Origin of the sequence: Psychrobacter sp. AOP7-B1-24 (assembly GCF_052376215.1) — a bacterium.
Taxonomy (GTDB): Bacteria; Pseudomonadota; Gammaproteobacteria; order Pseudomonadales; family Moraxellaceae; genus Psychrobacter.
The window spans coordinates 1-16,932 of record NZ_JBQSVL010000004.1; the positions used below are offsets into that span (position 1 = coordinate 1).

The 16,932-nt window shown below is 40.6% G+C and carries 16 protein-coding genes and 1 pseudogene; 2 read left to right on the top strand and 15 right to left on the bottom strand.

Going from position 1 to position 16,932, the window contains the following annotated elements; translation table 11 throughout:
* Positions 1-937 precede the first annotated feature (937 nt).
* Positions 938-1,279: pseudogene (locus ACT3QP_RS01470) on the top strand (septal ring lytic transglycosylase RlpA family protein); the annotation flags it as partial.
* 573 nt (positions 1,280-1,852) lie between these two features.
* Here the strand turns inward: ACT3QP_RS01470 and radA are convergent.
* The 15 genes from radA to ACT3QP_RS01545 form a co-directional block, all read right to left on the bottom strand.
* Complete coding sequence (radA, locus tag ACT3QP_RS01475; RefSeq protein WP_444524183.1) at positions 1,853-3,292, bottom strand: DNA repair protein RadA; 1,440 nt, start codon at positions 3,290-3,292, stop codon at positions 1,853-1,855.
* A 243-nt stretch (positions 3,293-3,535) separates the two neighbouring features.
* Positions 3,536-4,246, bottom strand: a complete 711-nt coding sequence (gene lptB / locus ACT3QP_RS01480) for an LPS export ABC transporter ATP-binding protein (RefSeq protein WP_444524245.1) — start codon at positions 4,244-4,246, stop codon at positions 3,536-3,538.
* 153 nt (positions 4,247-4,399) lie between these two features.
* The gene (gene lptA / locus ACT3QP_RS01485; protein ID WP_444524246.1) at positions 4,400-4,888 is read right to left on the bottom strand and encodes a lipopolysaccharide transport periplasmic protein LptA; all 489 of its coding nucleotides are present in this window, start codon (positions 4,886-4,888) and stop codon (positions 4,400-4,402) included.
* Positions 4,889-5,051: 163 nt separating this feature from the next.
* Positions 5,052-5,636, bottom strand: coding sequence for an LPS export ABC transporter periplasmic protein LptC (lptC, locus tag ACT3QP_RS01490; protein ID WP_444524184.1), 585 nt, complete (start codon positions 5,634-5,636; stop codon positions 5,052-5,054).
* The gene (locus ACT3QP_RS01495) at positions 5,633-6,199 is read right to left on the bottom strand and encodes a KdsC family phosphatase (protein ID WP_444524185.1); all 567 of its coding nucleotides are present in this window, start codon (positions 6,197-6,199) and stop codon (positions 5,633-5,635) included. Before ACT3QP_RS01495 ends, lptC begins: the two co-directional genes overlap by 4 nt.
* A gap of 63 nt (positions 6,200-6,262) precedes the next feature.
* A complete protein-coding gene (locus ACT3QP_RS01500; RefSeq protein ID WP_444524186.1) occupies positions 6,263-7,255 on the bottom strand; it encodes a KpsF/GutQ family sugar-phosphate isomerase in 993 nt (330 codons plus the stop codon).
* Positions 7,256-7,591: 336 nt separating this feature from the next.
* Positions 7,592-8,119: an RNA chaperone Hfq gene (gene hfq, locus ACT3QP_RS01505; RefSeq protein WP_444524187.1), complete on the bottom strand. Its 528-nt coding sequence runs from the start codon at positions 8,117-8,119 to the stop codon at positions 7,592-7,594.
* A gap of 500 nt (positions 8,120-8,619) precedes the next feature.
* Complete coding sequence (gene miaA / locus ACT3QP_RS01510; protein ID WP_444524188.1) at positions 8,620-9,759, bottom strand: tRNA (adenosine(37)-N6)-dimethylallyltransferase MiaA; 1,140 nt, start codon at positions 9,757-9,759, stop codon at positions 8,620-8,622.
* Positions 9,760-9,942: 183 nt separating this feature from the next.
* Entirely contained in the window at positions 9,943-11,745 is a 1,803-nt protein-coding gene (gene mutL, locus ACT3QP_RS01515; protein ID WP_444524189.1) for a DNA mismatch repair endonuclease MutL, read from the bottom strand.
* Positions 11,746-11,837: 92 nt separating this feature from the next.
* A complete protein-coding gene (tsaE, locus tag ACT3QP_RS01520) occupies positions 11,838-12,368 on the bottom strand; it encodes a tRNA (adenosine(37)-N6)-threonylcarbamoyltransferase complex ATPase subunit type 1 TsaE (RefSeq protein WP_192519581.1) in 531 nt (176 codons plus the stop codon).
* Positions 12,368-12,988 (bottom strand): 6-pyruvoyl trahydropterin synthase family protein, encoded by a 621-nt coding sequence (locus ACT3QP_RS01525; protein ID WP_192519580.1) that lies wholly within the window; start codon positions 12,986-12,988, stop codon positions 12,368-12,370. Before ACT3QP_RS01525 ends, tsaE begins: the two co-directional genes overlap by 1 nt.
* Before the next feature lie 251 nt (positions 12,989-13,239).
* Entirely contained in the window at positions 13,240-13,572 is a 333-nt protein-coding gene (locus ACT3QP_RS01530) for a YnfA family protein (protein WP_444524190.1), read from the bottom strand.
* A gap of 43 nt (positions 13,573-13,615) precedes the next feature.
* Positions 13,616-14,017 (bottom strand): DUF6559 family protein, encoded by a 402-nt coding sequence (locus ACT3QP_RS01535; RefSeq protein WP_444524191.1) that lies wholly within the window; start codon positions 14,015-14,017, stop codon positions 13,616-13,618.
* Between the two features lie 21 nt (positions 14,018-14,038).
* Positions 14,039-14,842 (bottom strand): SEL1-like repeat protein, encoded by an 804-nt coding sequence (locus tag ACT3QP_RS01540; RefSeq protein WP_444524192.1) that lies wholly within the window; start codon positions 14,840-14,842, stop codon positions 14,039-14,041.
* Positions 14,843-14,935: 93 nt separating this feature from the next.
* Complete coding sequence (locus tag ACT3QP_RS01545; protein ID WP_444524193.1) at positions 14,936-15,397, bottom strand: methyltransferase family protein; 462 nt, start codon at positions 15,395-15,397, stop codon at positions 14,936-14,938.
* 187 nt (positions 15,398-15,584) lie between these two features.
* Between ACT3QP_RS01545 and ACT3QP_RS01550 the strand changes: the two genes are divergently transcribed.
* On the top strand, positions 15,585-16,790 hold the full coding sequence (locus tag ACT3QP_RS01550; protein ID WP_444524194.1) for a hypothetical protein: 1,206 nt from the start codon (positions 15,585-15,587) through the stop codon (positions 16,788-16,790).
* Positions 16,791-16,932: the final 142 nt, after the last annotated feature.

Here is a 16,932-nt window from a genome sequence, read left to right on the forward strand (position 1 = left end):
AATTATTTTAATAATGCGATATTTATATTGCTATAAAAAGCACGCGCAGCCATATGTCCAAGCAGCACAAATTATTGATTTTAATAAAATAAAAATAAGAATCCTTGAAAACCCCCTACTAAAATCTATATTTGATAATCATTACTGATAGGTTTTAGCCCTTGTTTTTTATAAACAATTGCGTTAACCTCAATTAAATGTACTTTGATACAAAATCTGTACATAGCTACTAAAAAAGTTTTCACCCAATTATATTCTGGTTATGGCTAGTCCGTATAATTGGTCGATTATAGATTTAGAGCTTTTAAATAAACTACTTAATTAATGTTTTAATCTAAAAGTCGTACTGAAAACCATTATTAGTTTAGGACGTACCTTAGTATTCAATTTACATATTTAGATGATGTGCTTTACCAATATTCTTGACTATCATTTGAGCGTATCATAAGCATCTACCGTCATGTTACAGTCGAACACTTATGATAATAGAAAAATTACTCTATATTAAAATCTATAAAAGTCTTGTTTGGTATCAATTATGATATAAGATCAAATTGATAATGAGGCTTTAAAACATGCGACATAGTCAGGTCAATCTGATATTTTCACACGCAATCTAATATGATCAGAGTTAGATTTTAATGTATAAGCTATAGAGGTATCTATGAATAAGCGTGTATCTGGTTTATTTACCATGTCAGCAGTATTGTTTGCTGGCTCTGCAGTTATCACTAATGCAAACGCTGTAGAAACAAACACATCTCTTGCGATGATTTCACAAGATAACGCCTCCCATATCGACCGCGTCCTTGGTGAGCTCAGCCGCCAACATGATGGTGCATCAAGCCTAGTTAAATCAGCACGCCAACCTACTTCATTGGCGCTTAGTAGCTCATTATTAGCTGCTGATACGGCTCAAGTAACCAATGATGAAGATGTATTAGAGCGTCTAACAGCCGTTGCCTCTAATTCTGTTAGTAAGTTCAAACAGACTGGCCTAGCTTCTTGGTATGGTCGTAAGTTTCATGGGCGCAAAACAGCGAGTGGCGAAACGTTTGATATGAATGCTTTAACAGCTGCCCATCGTTCACTACCATTGAACTGCTATGTCAAAGTAACCAACAATACCAATGGTAAAACTGTCGTCGTCAAAGTAAATGACCGTGGGCCATTCCATGGTAACCGTGTACTAGACTTATCTTATGGTGCCGCTAAGCAACTGGGTATTACCAGCAAAGGTGTTGGCAACGTTTCTATCGAGCGAGTTGCAGGCCCTTAGTACTAAATCGCCTTAATGCTAGGCTGATTCATACTAGACTGATAATCACGTAAATTTATCAGTCTAGTATGAATCAGTAAATCATCATGTAGATTACATAATAAAAAGCGCCTAACTACTAATAGCTAGGCGCTTTTTATTAGGGTCTGTTGAACATTCAAATGTGGTGCTGGCAGTGACTATTTTTTAGACAATATGCAGTGAAATTTTTGATGCCTAGTCATTCTAGGTGAAACAATTTCGCCATATATTGGCAAAAAAGAGTACTGCCCCGAAGGGCTGATGCTAAAATACTTCCAAACATTTTTGCAAACGTTGTTACAAACCTCGCTAAGGTCTCGACATTATCGTCGGTTTGCGCCTAGTTTGGTGCAATTTTAGCAATCAGCAGCCCTAATATTTGAATGTTCAACAGACCCTATGCTCAAGTTTACTATCTGCTCTACGTTATACGAATAAGTTTATATAGTCAAAGAAACATAAAACCGATACGATTGTATTATGGTGCTACTGGTACAAATTTTATTTTCTTGCTGTATTCACAGAGGCTGCAGCGATTTAAAAATACTTTGACTATAATTCAAATGCACTCTCAATTGCATCATCAAGACGTTCAACAGCGATGACATTGATACCCTTAAATTGAAGAGCATCCTTTGCCGGCGCGTTGGCTTTGGGAATAATGGCATGCTTAAAGCCATGTTTCATCGCTTCTTTGAGACGTTCTTGACCATTAGGTACAGGACGAATTTCGCCAGACAGTCCTACCTCACCAAATACGGCTAATGAAGAAGGTAATGCTCGTTCCTTAATGCTTGATGCGCAAGCCAACAATACTGCCAGATCAGACCCTGTCTCTATCACTTTTACACCACCAACGACATTAACGTATACATCTTGTCCACTGGTATGAATACCACCATGACGATGCATGACGGCCAACAGCATCGACAGGCGCTGAAAATCTAATCCCAAGGCCATTCGCCTAGGCGAGCCTTGAGAGTCATCGACTAAGGCTTGTACTTCCACTAACAACGGTCTGGTACCTTCACGGCTAACCATAACCACAGATCCAGCCACAGGTTTGTCATAACGACTCAAAAATATCGCCGATGGATTGGCAACTTCTTTAAGTCCCATGTCGGTCATACCGAAAATACCAAGTTCGTTAACCGCTCCAAAGCGATTTTTTACCGCACGTATCATACGAAAACGCGAGTCAGACTGACCTTCAAAGTACAAAACGGTATCAACCATATGTTCAAGCACGCGAGGCCCTGCGAGCGTACCTTCCTTAGTCACATGCCCCACTAAAAATAAAGCTGTGCCAGTTTGCTTAGCGTAGCGAGTCAAAATAGCAGCTGACTCACGAATCTGGCTGACGCCACCAGGTGCCGAGTTGATAGCATCGGTATAAATAGTCTGAATAGAGTCAATAATAGCAATGGCTGGCTGCTCTTGTGTCAATGCTGCACAAATGGTTTCCACGTTGGTTTCTGCAAGCACACGCAATCTATCTGCTGGCAAATCTAGACGCTTGGCACGCATAGCTACTTGTGCAAGCGATTCTTCACCTGTTACATAAAGTGCGCTACCAGCCAATGAATCCGCACGCGCCATATTTGTCGCAGTTTGCAATAGAATGGTTGACTTACCAATACCAGGGTCGCCCCCTATCAGTACCACAGAACCAGCAACCAAGCCACCGCCAAGTACGCGATCAAACTCACTAATGCCTGTTGGTAAGCGCGTATCTAATGTCACACTAACTGCATTAAGTGGCATGACTGCACTATGTGTACCAGAATAGTTACCAGCTGGTGAGCTACTTGATACACGAGACGCTGCTCGATTTGCAGCTGGCTTAGCCGAACTTTTGTTATGATGTGGCATGCTAACATTTGGGGCTTCAACCAAGCTGTTCCATTCTCCACAATCTGCACATTGCCCTGCCCATTTACCGAAATGAGCACCGCAATGCTGACAGACATAGCTGCTTTTACTTTTTGCCATAGCATATAAGCCTTATTAAGCTGATCAGTTAAGAGTGCAAATAGAATATGTTGACACTGCTGTCGGTGTTGACTTGAGCATTTTATGAGGCAAACTGGCCGTTAATACGATATATATTGCTCTATAGAAATACAGAGATAATATTTTATAAAAGCCTAAAAAAGAGCAAGAATGAAATAGGTATTGATAAAAAAGTCATTTATTCCAGCATTAGTGGCGAAACCATAGATGCACGGACTACTTTTACACTTGGAAGTCTTTACCTAGGTAGACAGATTTGACTAAATCATTTTCTAAAACTTCAGAAGAACTGCCTTCTGCGATAATCGCACCTTCTGAGACGATATAAGCTTTTTCACATATTGCTAAGGTATCTCGAACATTGTGATCGGTAATCAACACCCCTATTCCGCGGTTTTTAAGTGTTAAAATCACATCTTTAATATCACCCACTGATATTGGGTCAACACCAGCAAAAGGCTCATCCAACAAGATAAATTTTGGATCAGCCGCTAATGCACGAGCAATTTCGCAGCGACGGCGCTCACCACCAGAGACACTCATACCCAAAGATTTGCGTACATGCTGTAAATGAAACTCACCAATTAATTTTTCAAGCTCTTGCTGTTGCTCATTTTTGCTTAACTCTTTACGAGTTTGTAAAATAGCTAGGATGTTATCTTCGATAGATAATTTACGAAAAATAGACGCTTCTTGTGGCAAATAACCAATACCAGCACGAGCACGCTCATGCATCGCATATTTAGACAAGTCCATTTTTCCTAGGGTTACACGGCCTTTATCCATGTTCACCAATCCTACTACCATATAAAAACTGGTTGTCTTACCTGCACCATTAGGCCCTAATAATCCTACAACTTGTCCTTGTTCAACCGAGAATGAGACATCTTTTACAACCCAACGTTTGCCATAGCGTTTGCCTAAATTTTGCATCGTGAGTCGCACAGCAGGTGCTGTATTATTATGTATTGCTACAGAATCTAGACTTTTATTATCACTCATAACTTACTCATACTGTTGAAAATTCAAGCGCGGATACATGAAAACAGACTTGTTTCTATATTAACAAATATACGAACTAGCTTATTAACGTACGCCGCTTTGGCTACTATTATTACTAGGTGGGAATACCAGCTCTACTCGCTGATTACCACCGGCAGTCGCCTCGACATCACCCGCTTTTAGGCTATAGCGAATGACATTACCTGCAAAACTTGCACCGTTTTGAACCAATTTAGCATTGCCTGTCAAAGTGATAATACCAGTGACTGCATTATAGTCGATTTTGCTAGCCTGACCTTTTGCTAGGCCTTTCTCTTGGGTAACTATCTGCTGCATAGTAGCTGGACGCCCAGTGGCTACTGCTGAATTAATACTACGCTGCTGTGATAAATTGACCGTAATATTATCTGCCGTCATCTTAAATGTGCCTTGAGTAATACTGACATTACCAGAATAACTGGTTACACCTGTGCGCTCACTATAAGTCGCTTTATCAGCCAATAGCTTTATTTCTTGATTGGAGTCTGATGGCAGCGCATGACTATAAATCGGTAATGCAAATAGCATAACCATTGACAATATCCGCAATTGGCTGAAGCCATACACTTTTGGATTTGAGCGCAAAGTAGGCAAAAATTTAGATTTCATAAAATCACTCGTTTTATAATGGGTAGTAGAATTTGCAAACTTTATACGAGCTGCTGTTCTATTATATAAACAATAAGCATTGTTAGGATTAAAACAATGCTTTATCTTGGCGTTCAGCAGAGGTAAAAGAGACGGCAACTTGACCAAACTCGTATTCACCTGTTTCTAGATTGGCAGTCATACTAGAAGCCTCAAAACGGTTCATTCCTTGCTCGACCTGTACAGGCTCTTCACTGTATATTTTACCTGATTTTGTATTGCCTTTGAGCGTACTGCCTGTCACCTTTATCGGTTCAATATCAGATGATTCTTTCTTGTTTTCACTAATGAGTGAGAAGCCACCTGACAAACTCAGATCTCCTGTCTGCTGACTGATGGCAGCCGTACCCGCCTCAATCAGATAGCGACTTTCTGCAGAAGGCTCCCAATTCATAGTAATACCTGACATCTCATCTAAATTGGTTTCGGGATTATGCGTCAAAGATTCAGCGGTCAGCTTATACTCTGTTTCACCTTCCTCGTTAGTTTGCACCGCCTTAATCTCTGTTGCTTCATAATCAACATCCGGTGCCTCTATACTAACTGGCGGTGATACTTCGTCTTGCTGCTGAAAAAACCAACCTGCAATGCCAGCAATAATCAAGGCAATAACTATTAATAAACGAGTATTCATGGCGACTCACCCTGATTATTTACTTCATCAAGCGTATAATCCGCGATAAAGTCTTGATAGTGCCCATGACCTTTCAAAATAAGATCACATATTTCACGTACAGCGCCTGTACCACCTGCACGGGTCGTCACCATGTCACTGCGACTGATCACTTCCGCATGTGCATTGGGAACGGTTGCAGCAAATCCTACCGTCTGCATTGCTTTAATATCTGGCAAATCATCACCCATATAAGCACAATCGGCTGCTGTAATATTAAGCGCTGGGTCAAGCATTGATAGCAATTCATTTAGGGCAATCAGTTTGTCATCACGGCCTTGAACCACATAGTGAACACCCATCTCCTTGGTGCGCTTATCTACCATGGCGCTGCTGCGGCCAGTAATAATAGCCGTTAAAACACCATAGCGTGCTAAAGACTTAACTCCAACGCCATCTTGAACAGAAAATGCTTTGGTTTCAATACCATTGGCATCATAAATAATTTGACCATTTGATAAGATACCGTCAACATCCATAACCAATAACTTTACTTGCCCTGCTTTTTTAATTAAGTCTTGCATCACATACCTCTTACTTAAGGCTATTTATTAAGTTTTATTGTTAAACCTACCGTATCCGTTTACTTACTTTACACCAGCTTGTAGCAAATCATGTACCGTAATAATAGCCTCTAAATGGTCTTCATCATCGATGATTAACAACTGGCTGATACTATTTTCATTCATTACACTAAGAGCATCCGATGCACGCATGGACTTACTAATACGGCGTGGATTGCTCACCATTACATCGCACATCGGCGTTTGCAAATCTATGCCTTTTTCGAGACCACGACGTAGGTCTCCATCTGTAAACACGCCAACGACCTTCTCATTTTCATCTGTCACTACCGTCATACCTAAACGCCCTGCCGACATGGTAAAAAGCGCATCTTGTAAAGGTGCTTGCTGGTGAATAATCGGTAAATGCTCAGAGCTAGGGTGCATTAAATCCTCAACTCGCGTCAATAACTGACGACCTAATGCCCCTGCTGGATGTGACAATGCAAAATCTTCTGACGTAAAATTGCGGGCATGCACTAACGCAACTGCCAAGGCATCACCAAGTGCTAAGGTCGCTGTAGTACTAGAAGTTGGTGCCAGATTAAGCGGACATGCCTCTTGTGACTTACCCAGTGTCAAGACGATATCAGCAGCACGTGGTAGCATGCCACGCTTATCACGGCTAATACTAATCAAAGGTATATTCAAACGCTTGACGACAGGCAGTAGCATCTTAATCTCATCGGACTCACCAGAGTTAGAAATGGCAAGCAAAACATCGCCCTGTACTAACATACCCAAGTCACCATGCCCTGCTTCGCCAGGATGCATAAAAAAAGAAGGTGTACCAGTGGAGGCAAACGTAGCTGCTATCTTACGACCAATTAACCCTGACTTCCCCATACCAGTCACTACGACTCGGCCATGGCAAGCCAAAATAATATCACAGGCTTGCGCAAATCTATCGTCTATCTGCTCTGTCAATAATGCTAACGCAGATATCTCGGTATTAATTGCTTCAACAGCTGTGCTAATAAATTGTTTGTGAGTTAGATTGGTTTGAGAATTGTTCATAGATATGCTCTGTTTTTCTAAAAAATAAGATATTTTACTACACTATGCCTAGTGCGTGGGTTCATTTCAAAAACGGTAATAAATTAGCTGCCGTCACATGAAAGAAATAACTATAGTCAAAGAAATATCAAATGGGTGCAAGGCAGCTGACTACAGATTGTACAAGTACTACATCTAGAAAAGGGACCGTGGTAGCCATGTAGAAGTTCTTTGAACTATATCTATACTAGATGCATTGTCATACGTTTATTTATACAAAAAAACCCACTATAAAAGCAGGTCTTAATCGAATAAATTAGGTCTTAACAATGCACATTCAATCATGCATGTGAACATTTAGCCATTATTGTCATTAGATCCATCGTTTGACCTGTCTTCAAAGCCGCCGTTATCTGCTGGATTCTCAAAGCCACGATCTTGACCAAAGCCACCACGCTCAAAGCCACGTTCTTGACTCTGACCAAAGCTACCACGTTCAAAGCCGCGTTCTTGACCTTGGCTAAAACCACCACGATTAAAACCGCTGCGGTTAGAAGCAAAACCGCGCTCTTCAAAACCACCTGTGCTAGCAGGATTGCTACCACGTTCAAATCCACCACCTTGATAATTAGCTGGAGTGCTTTGGGGTTGCGCACTAGTGCTTGGTGTCGTACTACTACGAGGGTTTCGAGCTGGCACTACCGTTGAAATAGCATGCTTATAGACCATTTGACTAACAGTATTTTTGAGCAGAACAACATATTGATCAAATGATTCAATCTGGCCTTGCAGTTTGATGCCATTGACCAAAAAAATAGAAACAGGAATGCGATCTTTACGCAGCGAATTCAAGAACGGATCTTGTAAAGTTTGTCCTTTTGACATGAAATCTCTCCTAAATATTATATAGTTATATTTTGGGCGCCAATTATTTTAAGTGTCGCTTTAATTATAATGGCTGAAGGTAGATACAATAATAAGCTATCTTTGTAAAACGTATCTAAATAGATCCTAACTCTTATTAAGTGATTCCACTTTATCGCGAATACATTATTATTGTAAATAATTAAGTAACTACTTGTGTCATTGCTTGTTTTTATCAACACGCACTAGTAAGTAACGATTAGAGAAGCAGTAGTGCCATACAATAGCCCTCATTGTGATAGATTTACAATAGCCCTCATTGTGATAGATTAAAATTATAACAGTTATCTGCGTTATGATTTGAAACTAATTGTCACTACTTTCTGATGAATTTATACATCATGGTTTCTATGTGTAAATTCATATTCCATATTAAGGTGTTTCCTTATTTCAAAAATGAGGAAACACCCTAGTAAAATGGTTCTGAAAGCATTTGAATAGCAGTCAGACTTTATAAATTTTTAGTACAGATAATCTTTTACCTGTGCCATCGTTGTGAATGTTTTTATCGTTACATTATTAGGTTCAGAGTGGTTCTGCTCATTAGGCAACTGTATCACTTTACGTAACCAAGTATACTGACGTTTTGCTAACTGTCTTGTAGCATATAATGCCTTATTTTGCATTTGCTGACAAGCAAGCGCCTCAGCCTCTTTACTGGGTAGCAATAATTGGTTTGATAGCACAGCGGTATTATTTGATGTTACTTGTCCATCAACTGATTCTGAATATTGCCCAAAAACATCGTAAAACTGTGCTTTATCCAAATGTGGTAATTCAAATATTGGATGATTAATATGTACCAAGTACTCCAATACCTGTCGATAACCCACACAGCGCATAGCAGGCAAATTAGGCGTCAATGGATACCGCTCAAGTAAACCAATCACTTCATCTACCAATCCTTCATCCCACATAATATCTAGACGCTGAGCAATACGCTCATGCAGCCATGGGCGCTCAGGCATAATCGCCAATGCATACCATTGCTGATTTGGATTGTGTGCCAATGCTTGCTTAGGCTGACGTTGCCAGTCACTGATTGGGATGTTTGTTTGCAGATACACTTCAACTGCTCGGGTAATGCGCTGAGTATCAGTTGCATTAAGGCGCTTATGACTTATCGGGTCAACTTGACCAAGGTAGTCATACAAAGCTTCAATACCTTCCTCTTGCCGCCACTGCTCCACACGCGCACGTACGCTGTCATCGCTATCAGGCACCGGTGACAATCCATCCAGTAGCGCCATGTAATACATCATGGTACCGCCCACTAGTAATGGAATCTTACCCTTTTGGTGACACTCATCAATAAGACGGGCAATATCACTAACGAACTCGGCAACACTATAACTTTGTATCGGGTCAATGATATCAACCAAGTGATGTGGGTAGCGTGCCAGCTCATCAGCTGACGGTTTGGCTGTGCCGATGTTCATATCACGATATATCAGCGCTGAATCTACCGAAATCAGCTCGTAGCGCCCTGTATCGTATAGCTCATAGGCCAGTGCGGTTTTGCCACTTGCGGTTGGTGCCATCAAACATACCACGCTATTATCTGTTAGCTGTTGAGATAAACCCTCAGACGACTGTCCCATAGGATTGCCTTTAATCATTATTTATAAGTGAGTAGTTAGGAGCTAGCATCAAACCTAATTGATTATTTCTTCAGGGATAAATATAGTTGAGCTCAAATAATCTCGATACAAGCAAACCGAGTGCAAGCGATACATTAGCATGGTTAGCGAGGATAATGATGTAGCTGATTGATATGAATTTGACTATAGAAGCATCAGTGCTGCCAAATGATGAGTACTAATAGCTTTAATCGAATGCTTATTGAGCAACGTTTCAATATCTGTCATAAACAGCATCAAGTCTTGCGCGGACATCTGCTGACTTATAGTCACAAGTTGTTGATTAACATCTTTTGCAGTATTGGCTTGCTTAGCTTCCTGCAATATATTACCACTCAGTATCTTTGCTTCAAACAGTTGACTTAACTTTGATTGCCAGTCCTGCTCTCCAATAAGAAAACACTGTCCTTGATGAAAAAATAACAACCAAGGTAATGATGTGTCCTCAACGCATTTAGCAAAACTAATATCAGTATCAGTATCAGTATCAGTATCAGGTGCTAACGTATCCAAGTCACTAATGACCTCTAAGCAAGTTGGTAAATCTGCTGTTGCCGCCAATATATTGTTTGAGATATTAGCATACTGACCTGTAGACTCACTACCATTTAACGCTGACTCTACTAGATATTGAGGTTGCGACATTGCCTGACGGCCTGGGTGCTCATATGGCTGTTTAGCAGTATTCACCTGCCTGTTTCGGTTCGGAGATAGAGCACTTTCGTAAGATTGTGTGGTAGGTACAACACCTATCCCTGCATCAGTTATAAACGTACTATCTTTTATTAATGGTTTGTCATGTGTGGCAGGCTGCTCTGGTACGTCAATATGCTTTAGTTTTGATTGAATCGCATGATTTAAATGCGCCATAATATTATTAAGCGAGCCAATTTTAATACGCTGCTTAGATGGATGCACATTGATATTAAGCCATTGCGTTGGCAAATCAAAATACAAGGCATAGCCAATACTATTTAGTCCAGCACTGTGGCTAAGTTGGCGCAACTGATTGCTCAGGATTGGCTCTTTTACCAAACGACCATTCACATACAGCAATTTTGGTAATGCATCTTGTGACTCTTGACGCAGCATGGGCCATATCCAACCACGAATACTGGCGTCATGACTGGAACCGCTATCACCACCCTCTACCATGGTTGGTGGTAGCAAGCTAGCAAGGTCTATCATTATCTGTATCGCATTGTCAATCAATGCCATACCTGTTGCTTGCTCAAGACGCGATAAAGGCAAATAACCTACTACATTGTCATGATGGTTTGAGATAGCACTTGTAGCTTGCAAAGTTGATGACGCTTCATGAGAAGATAGCGACATGCGTTTCTTGTTATCATGAAACAGTGTGAGCGCTACATCGGCACGAGCCAAGGCAACATCACGAACCATTGACTCAATATGACCAAATTCAGTGGCAATAGACTTTAAGTTACCGCGACGTGCTGGCACATTGAAGTATAAATCTTTGACAGTAATGGTCGTACCACGATTGTGAACGATGGGTATCAGTTTTGGCTCATCCGCTAGGACACCAGAGACCTGTAGCTGACGACCAACACCGCTATCATCATGACTACTGGACAATGTTAGACGAGAAACCGCTGCCGTCGCTGCCAATGCTTCACCGCGAAAACCCAATGTTGCGATACCATGAAGATTGGCCACATCAGCGACCTTACTGGTTGCGTGACGAGTAATCGCCATGACCATATCGTCGGGATGGATACCAACGCCATTGTCTACCACTTCAATCATACCCATGCCGCCTTGGGTAATGTGTATCTCGATATTGGTAGCACCAGCATCGATGGCATTTTCAAGTAGCTCTTTGACCACTGCTGCCGGACGCGTTACGACCTCACCCGCTGCTAATTGATTAATGAGCAATGGCGACAGTTTTTTAATACGTGTATTAGAATAATTATCAGACATGGATGAGCATCGTATGTTTTGGATTACAGGCGCTTTGAATTAAAAGCATTTTGAATTACAGACACTTTGGATTACAGCCATTTTTCACAACATTAAATCTTGAGCGCTGATAAATCCAAATCCAGCGCTTGACCTGCTTTTGACAGTCGTAGCTCAACCAGACGAGACTCTTTACCATGAGTATCGCCATCACCTTGAGTTATATCAATAAACAACGTCGGCTGAGGCAAATAACCATCTGCACGGCTTGCCCATTCGATAATGACCAGTGCATTTGGCTCATCCAAATACTCATCAAATCCTATAAAAGACAGCTCTTCTGGATCTTGAAGACGATATAAGTCTGCATGATAGACTGGCTTAATCTTGCCATCGCCTTGTTCAATATTATAAGGCTCAACCAACGTATAGGTCGGGCTCTTTACTGCACCTGTATGACCAAGCGCTTGCAGCCAATAGCGAGTCAACGTGGTCTTACCTGCACCCAAGTCTCCTGCCAGCCACACACTACCCGTCAATGGTAAGTCAGCCAACTGCTGCGCCAATGCCTGAGTGTCTTGCTCAGAGTTCAGTATCAATGTTTGCGAGTGTTTACTGTCTTTTATCAATTTATCAGTCTGCATCAGTCTGAACCTGCCTGTGTTGGTTCTGTCTGAACCTGCATCGTCACGGATGGATTCATAAAACGCTCGCCGCGAATCAGTTTGGCATACAGCTCAGGGTCATGCCATTCTTTGGAAACTTGGTCGCTGAACGCAAACTCTTCCAAAACCAATTTACCCATTTGCTCATTGGCTACATCATCAGCGAAACACTGCGCATAGCCTGTCGCTGTCTCGTGTGCAATAACTGAGTACACACTGACATCCGACTCACCGTTTTGCATTTGAGTTTGGCGCAAAATCTCTTGTGCCCAAAAGAATATCACTCGTGAAAACTGCTCTGCCGATGGTGACACTGGCAGGCTTATCCAGCGCGCACTGAACTTTTTACAAGCATCGATATATTCAGGATCGTCTTTATTCCAAAAACAAATAGCATGATCGAAGCTGTCAATGATGTCTTTAATCGAAGACTTTAATAGACCAAAATCATAGACCATCTGACCATGATCTAAACGTTTGGCCTCTAAAATCAGCTCAATCTGATAACTGTGACCATGGATAGAATGCTTGCAACGTTCAGAACTACAGTTGCGAACGATATGGGCATTTTCAAATTTGAAGAGTTTACGAATACGCATAATAATTTGACCAAAGCTGTAAGCAGCGTTGTGCTAAATGTTGATAAGTAAGGGTTTGCCGCGTCTATTCATCGGCTTAGCGCTTATTATAGCAAATCACTATGTATCCGTAAGTAAGCACTTATAAATACTCATATTTATTATACGAATTGACATGACGCATTTTGGGATAACAAGTGCATCAATATTCCAATCAAGCCTAACCGTTTGATTGGCATTTTTTTGACTATTATTTGAATTGAGAACATGCCCTAGCCATTACGCGGTGCAAACATAATAATCGCCATTCCTATCAGTGCTACTATCGAACCCAAGATATCCCAAGTGGTTGGACGTATGTCATTCACCGCCCACAACCATAAAATTGCCATGACCACATACACCCCACCATAAGCGGCATAGACTCTACCTACAGCCGTTGGATGCAATGTCAGCAACCAAACAAAGGCTGCCAAGCTCAGTACAGCAGGGATCAAAAGCCAAACTGACTTACCTTCTCGCAGCCATAAATAAGGCAGATAGCAACCGATAATTTCTGCTAATGCAGTAAGCGCAAACAGCCCAACGGTCTTTAATTCTGTCAAAACTTACTACTCCTCACTCACTACTCTTCAATGATAATAAAACCTAGCCATCGCCTCCACCGTCACCGCTGTCAAAAAATGCACCATCAGCAATATCTTCAAACGATACTTTACTATTATAATCTTCAGAAACAGCATCTACATGCTTGGGACTAAAATCACTATATCCATTAAAATAAGTGTCTGCTATTGCAGCACGGCTCTCATCGTAGCTCACTGTTTCATCAGACGTCTGATAATAGTTGTCATAAGCGTCACGAACGCAAAATATTGAAATAGCAAAATAAGCATAAATAGTTTGAAGACCTGAGCGCTCAATACTTTTACTGACTTGCTCTGGAGTGTAGAATTCAGATTTTCCATAGTCTTTTGACAGTATTTTAGGCAGTTTTACAAGATAAGATTTAATGGCTCTCTTTTTTTTGAAATTGTTTATTATTGACATAAATCCTCCTTATTTACTCACCTAATCAACATGGTTACAAGCATCCGGATGCCCGTTATCACATGATTTCTTGAACCACTTCTGTGATAGCAGCGCATTTTTTTCTATTTCATTGCCTAACTCGTATCTCACTGCTAGGCTATATTGCGCTTGCGCTGCCATACGCGGATCAACTTCTTGTAGTAAGGCCATGGCTTTATCATAATCTTGCGTCACGCCCTCGCCGCTGTAATACATCATGGCGAGCGTTTGCTGGGCATACTCATACCCTTGACTTGCGGATTTTTGATACCACTTTGCAGCCTCAACATCGTTTTTTGCGACACCTGAACCAATATAAAACGCGTCACCAATCTTAGCCTGACCATCCGCACTGCCTTGCTCGGCTGCTTTTTTAAACCATTCAAATGCTTTGGTGTCATCTTGCGCGACACCTTGGCCTCTAGCGTACCGTACACCCACACTAATCTGTGCATCAACCAAACCCTGTTCAGCTGCCTTTTCGAACCATTTGACAGCTTGGTTATAGTCTTGCGTGACACCCATGCCATCCTCATATATCCAACCCAAATTATACTGAGCAGTAGGGTGTCCTTGATTGGCAGCTTGTAGATGCCACTTCAAGGATTTAGCGTAATCTTGCTGCACACCTTCACCTGTTAAATACATCGCCCCAATATCAAACTGAGCCTGAACATCACCCTGCAGTGCCTTAGTTTCAATAGCTGAAAAGTCAATTGCCAATGCTGAGAACGATAAGCCGAATGACAAACCGAATACCATAAATTTATAACACAGTCTTTGCTTCTTATTTTTTTGACACATCATAAGGCCTTTTTTAAATCGCTTTAATAGTACGAGACAGTATTGACTAAACATTAAAGACAAACATTTGTATATCTTAAAACTTTATATTACTTATATCCACCTGCGTACTTTAGCTATATAATCCTGATACTCTATACCAAACTTTTGTGTCATCATTCTTTCTTCTGGTTTGATTTGAAAGCGCGTCATATAAATCATAAAAACAGGCACTGGCACAAATGATAAAAAGTGAGACAGATAAAAAGCCCAACCTAATAGGATAAGTACCAATCCTAAATACATTGGGTTTCGGGTGTATTGATAAATACCACGTGTTACTAGGTTTGTAGATTTTTCTGGCGTATGCGGATTCACAGTGGTTTGTACTTTTTTAAATTGAGCCACACCCATGATTCCACTGCCCAACCCTATGATACTCAGACCAATCGCCAGCGTATTTGATCCATCAAAATCGAACTGTAAACCAGGTATAATTCTAGAAGCGCCATACATAACAGCTGCTGTAATAATAACTTGCGCTACAGGTGGGATTTTGAGCTCTAGAACGTTCATGATTAGGCCTTTTTTATTTCTATTAAATTTATATAAGAACTCAAGTAAAAATCTTATATCAAGAGAAAGTACAATTGATAAAGTTTATCAAGACGACTCTTTTTTGCTGACATGCTGTTATTTTTAATTGACTAATGTTAGTTTTAGAACAAAATACTTGAACATATATATCATAAAGAAGAAAAACATGAAGCTATACATTAGAATTTTAATGACTGGCTTGTTAGCATTATCAACTTCAGTCCATGCAGAATCTCCTACAACTACACTATATCTGCTTGGTTATGACATTCCTAAGCACCAACGCGCTAATGTAGTAGCGCAAGATATTGCCGCGTTTGAGAAGTATCAGCAAAAACGTATAGACTCTACTTTTTTCAATCAAACGACGGACCCTACCCCAAAGTCTAAGCGTGATGATTATCCTAGCATCGACATACGAGATATGACATTATGTGACATCAACGCATCAGAAGATTGCCTTACACAAATAAGTAAAAACCCAAAACCTTACCGCCAAAGCATAAAAAAACTAAAGCCTGTCTTAATAGATATCGATAAATTACGGCAAAGTGACAGTCGTCAGCTAAAGAGTATATTTCCAAGCCATTTACAGTTGTTGGGGATGCATTTACCTAGTTATCAGATGCTACCTACACCGTTATTAACGAAAAATGCCCTTGCATATCATGATTCCCAAAAATCAGGAAACTCAGAGCAGGTATCAGCACAAATTTGTGAAGATATAGCTTTTGGAAAATCACTCATAACTTCACAACAAAGCTTAATATCATCAATGATTGGTAAATCTATATTACACAGCCAACTTGATATTTTGGCAACCTCATCTAACCCATTACCTCAAAATTGCAAAAACGCATTGCAACCAATGACCACAGATAACATTTCGATGTGTCCTTTGGTTAAGTCCGAAAATCAACCTCTCATAAATGAGATAGTGGGAACAGCTAGTATTCCTATACTATTTAGTCGCCGTGCAAGTATAAAACAGATCAACCAGTGGGAGCGCCCTTATTGTAAAACTACATGGCTTGAAAAAGTGGCTGAGGACTTACCAATGCAGACTCCAACAATAGAAGAGTATAGCCCTATCCTATTTAACAGAATCGGTAGTGATTTTCTCAATTTGCTAATGCCAAATTACACGTTTTATCAGCACAACCTTCAAGATGCCAATGCACACTTACGGCTTTGGCAAGCGGCACTTGATCCGCAATGTACTTCAGACATAGAACATCACATAAACTCGCTCGACACTCAATGGCACCCTGCTAGGAATCTACATTTGGATGAAAAGAAGTATTTAACGATTAATACTTATGATACGAGACGTCTTTCAAAGTTAAGCGTGAGTTGCAAGACCTTGATTTAGCAGAATGAAACAATACAGTTCAACTTCCTATGACGAAGATGAATAATCAATTTTATAATGACTTATCTATATAAAAAATTGTTTCTAAAAAACATGTCGACTTCTTATTAAAAAAAATAGTCCATCCAGCTTATAACACACA

Excerpts from the sequence above, each read along its gene's own strand:
- radA (WP_444524183.1), bottom strand. The coding sequence starts at position 3,292 with ATGGCAAAAAGTAAAAGCAGCTATGTCTGTCAGCATTGCGGTGCTCAT.
- lptB (WP_444524245.1), bottom strand. The coding sequence starts at position 4,246 with ATGCAAAATTTAGGCAAACGCTATGGCAAACGTTGGGTTGTAAAAGAT.
- lptA (WP_444524246.1), bottom strand. The coding sequence starts at position 4,888 with ATGGTTATGCTATTTGCATTACCGATTTATAGTCATGCGCTGCCATCA.
- lptC (WP_444524184.1), bottom strand. The coding sequence starts at position 5,636 with ATGAATACTCGTTTATTAATAGTTATTGCCTTGATTATTGCTGGCATT.
- ACT3QP_RS01495 (WP_444524185.1), bottom strand. The coding sequence starts at position 6,199 with ATGCAAGACTTAATTAAAAAAGCAGGGCAAGTAAAGTTATTGGTTATG.
- ACT3QP_RS01500 (WP_444524186.1), bottom strand. The coding sequence starts at position 7,255 with ATGAACAATTCTCAAACCAATCTAACTCACAAACAATTTATTAGCACA.
- hfq (WP_444524187.1), bottom strand. The coding sequence starts at position 8,119 with ATGTCAAAAGGACAAACTTTACAAGATCCGTTCTTGAATTCGCTGCGT.
- miaA (WP_444524188.1), bottom strand. The coding sequence starts at position 9,759 with ATGGGACAGTCGTCTGAGGGTTTATCTCAACAGCTAACAGATAATAGC.
- mutL (WP_444524189.1), bottom strand. The coding sequence starts at position 11,745 with ATGTCTGATAATTATTCTAATACACGTATTAAAAAACTGTCGCCATTG.
- tsaE (WP_192519581.1), bottom strand. The coding sequence starts at position 12,368 with ATGCAGACTGATAAATTGATAAAAGACAGTAAACACTCGCAAACATTG.
- ACT3QP_RS01525 (WP_192519580.1), bottom strand. The coding sequence starts at position 12,988 with ATGCGTATTCGTAAACTCTTCAAATTTGAAAATGCCCATATCGTTCGC.
- ACT3QP_RS01535 (WP_444524191.1), bottom strand. The coding sequence starts at position 14,017 with ATGTCAATAATAAACAATTTCAAAAAAAAGAGAGCCATTAAATCTTAT.
- ACT3QP_RS01540 (WP_444524192.1), bottom strand. The coding sequence starts at position 14,842 with ATGTGTCAAAAAAATAAGAAGCAAAGACTGTGTTATAAATTTATGGTA.
- ACT3QP_RS01545 (WP_444524193.1), bottom strand. The coding sequence starts at position 15,397 with ATGAACGTTCTAGAGCTCAAAATCCCACCTGTAGCGCAAGTTATTATT.
- ACT3QP_RS01550 (WP_444524194.1), top strand. The coding sequence starts at position 15,585 with ATGAAGCTATACATTAGAATTTTAATGACTGGCTTGTTAGCATTATCA.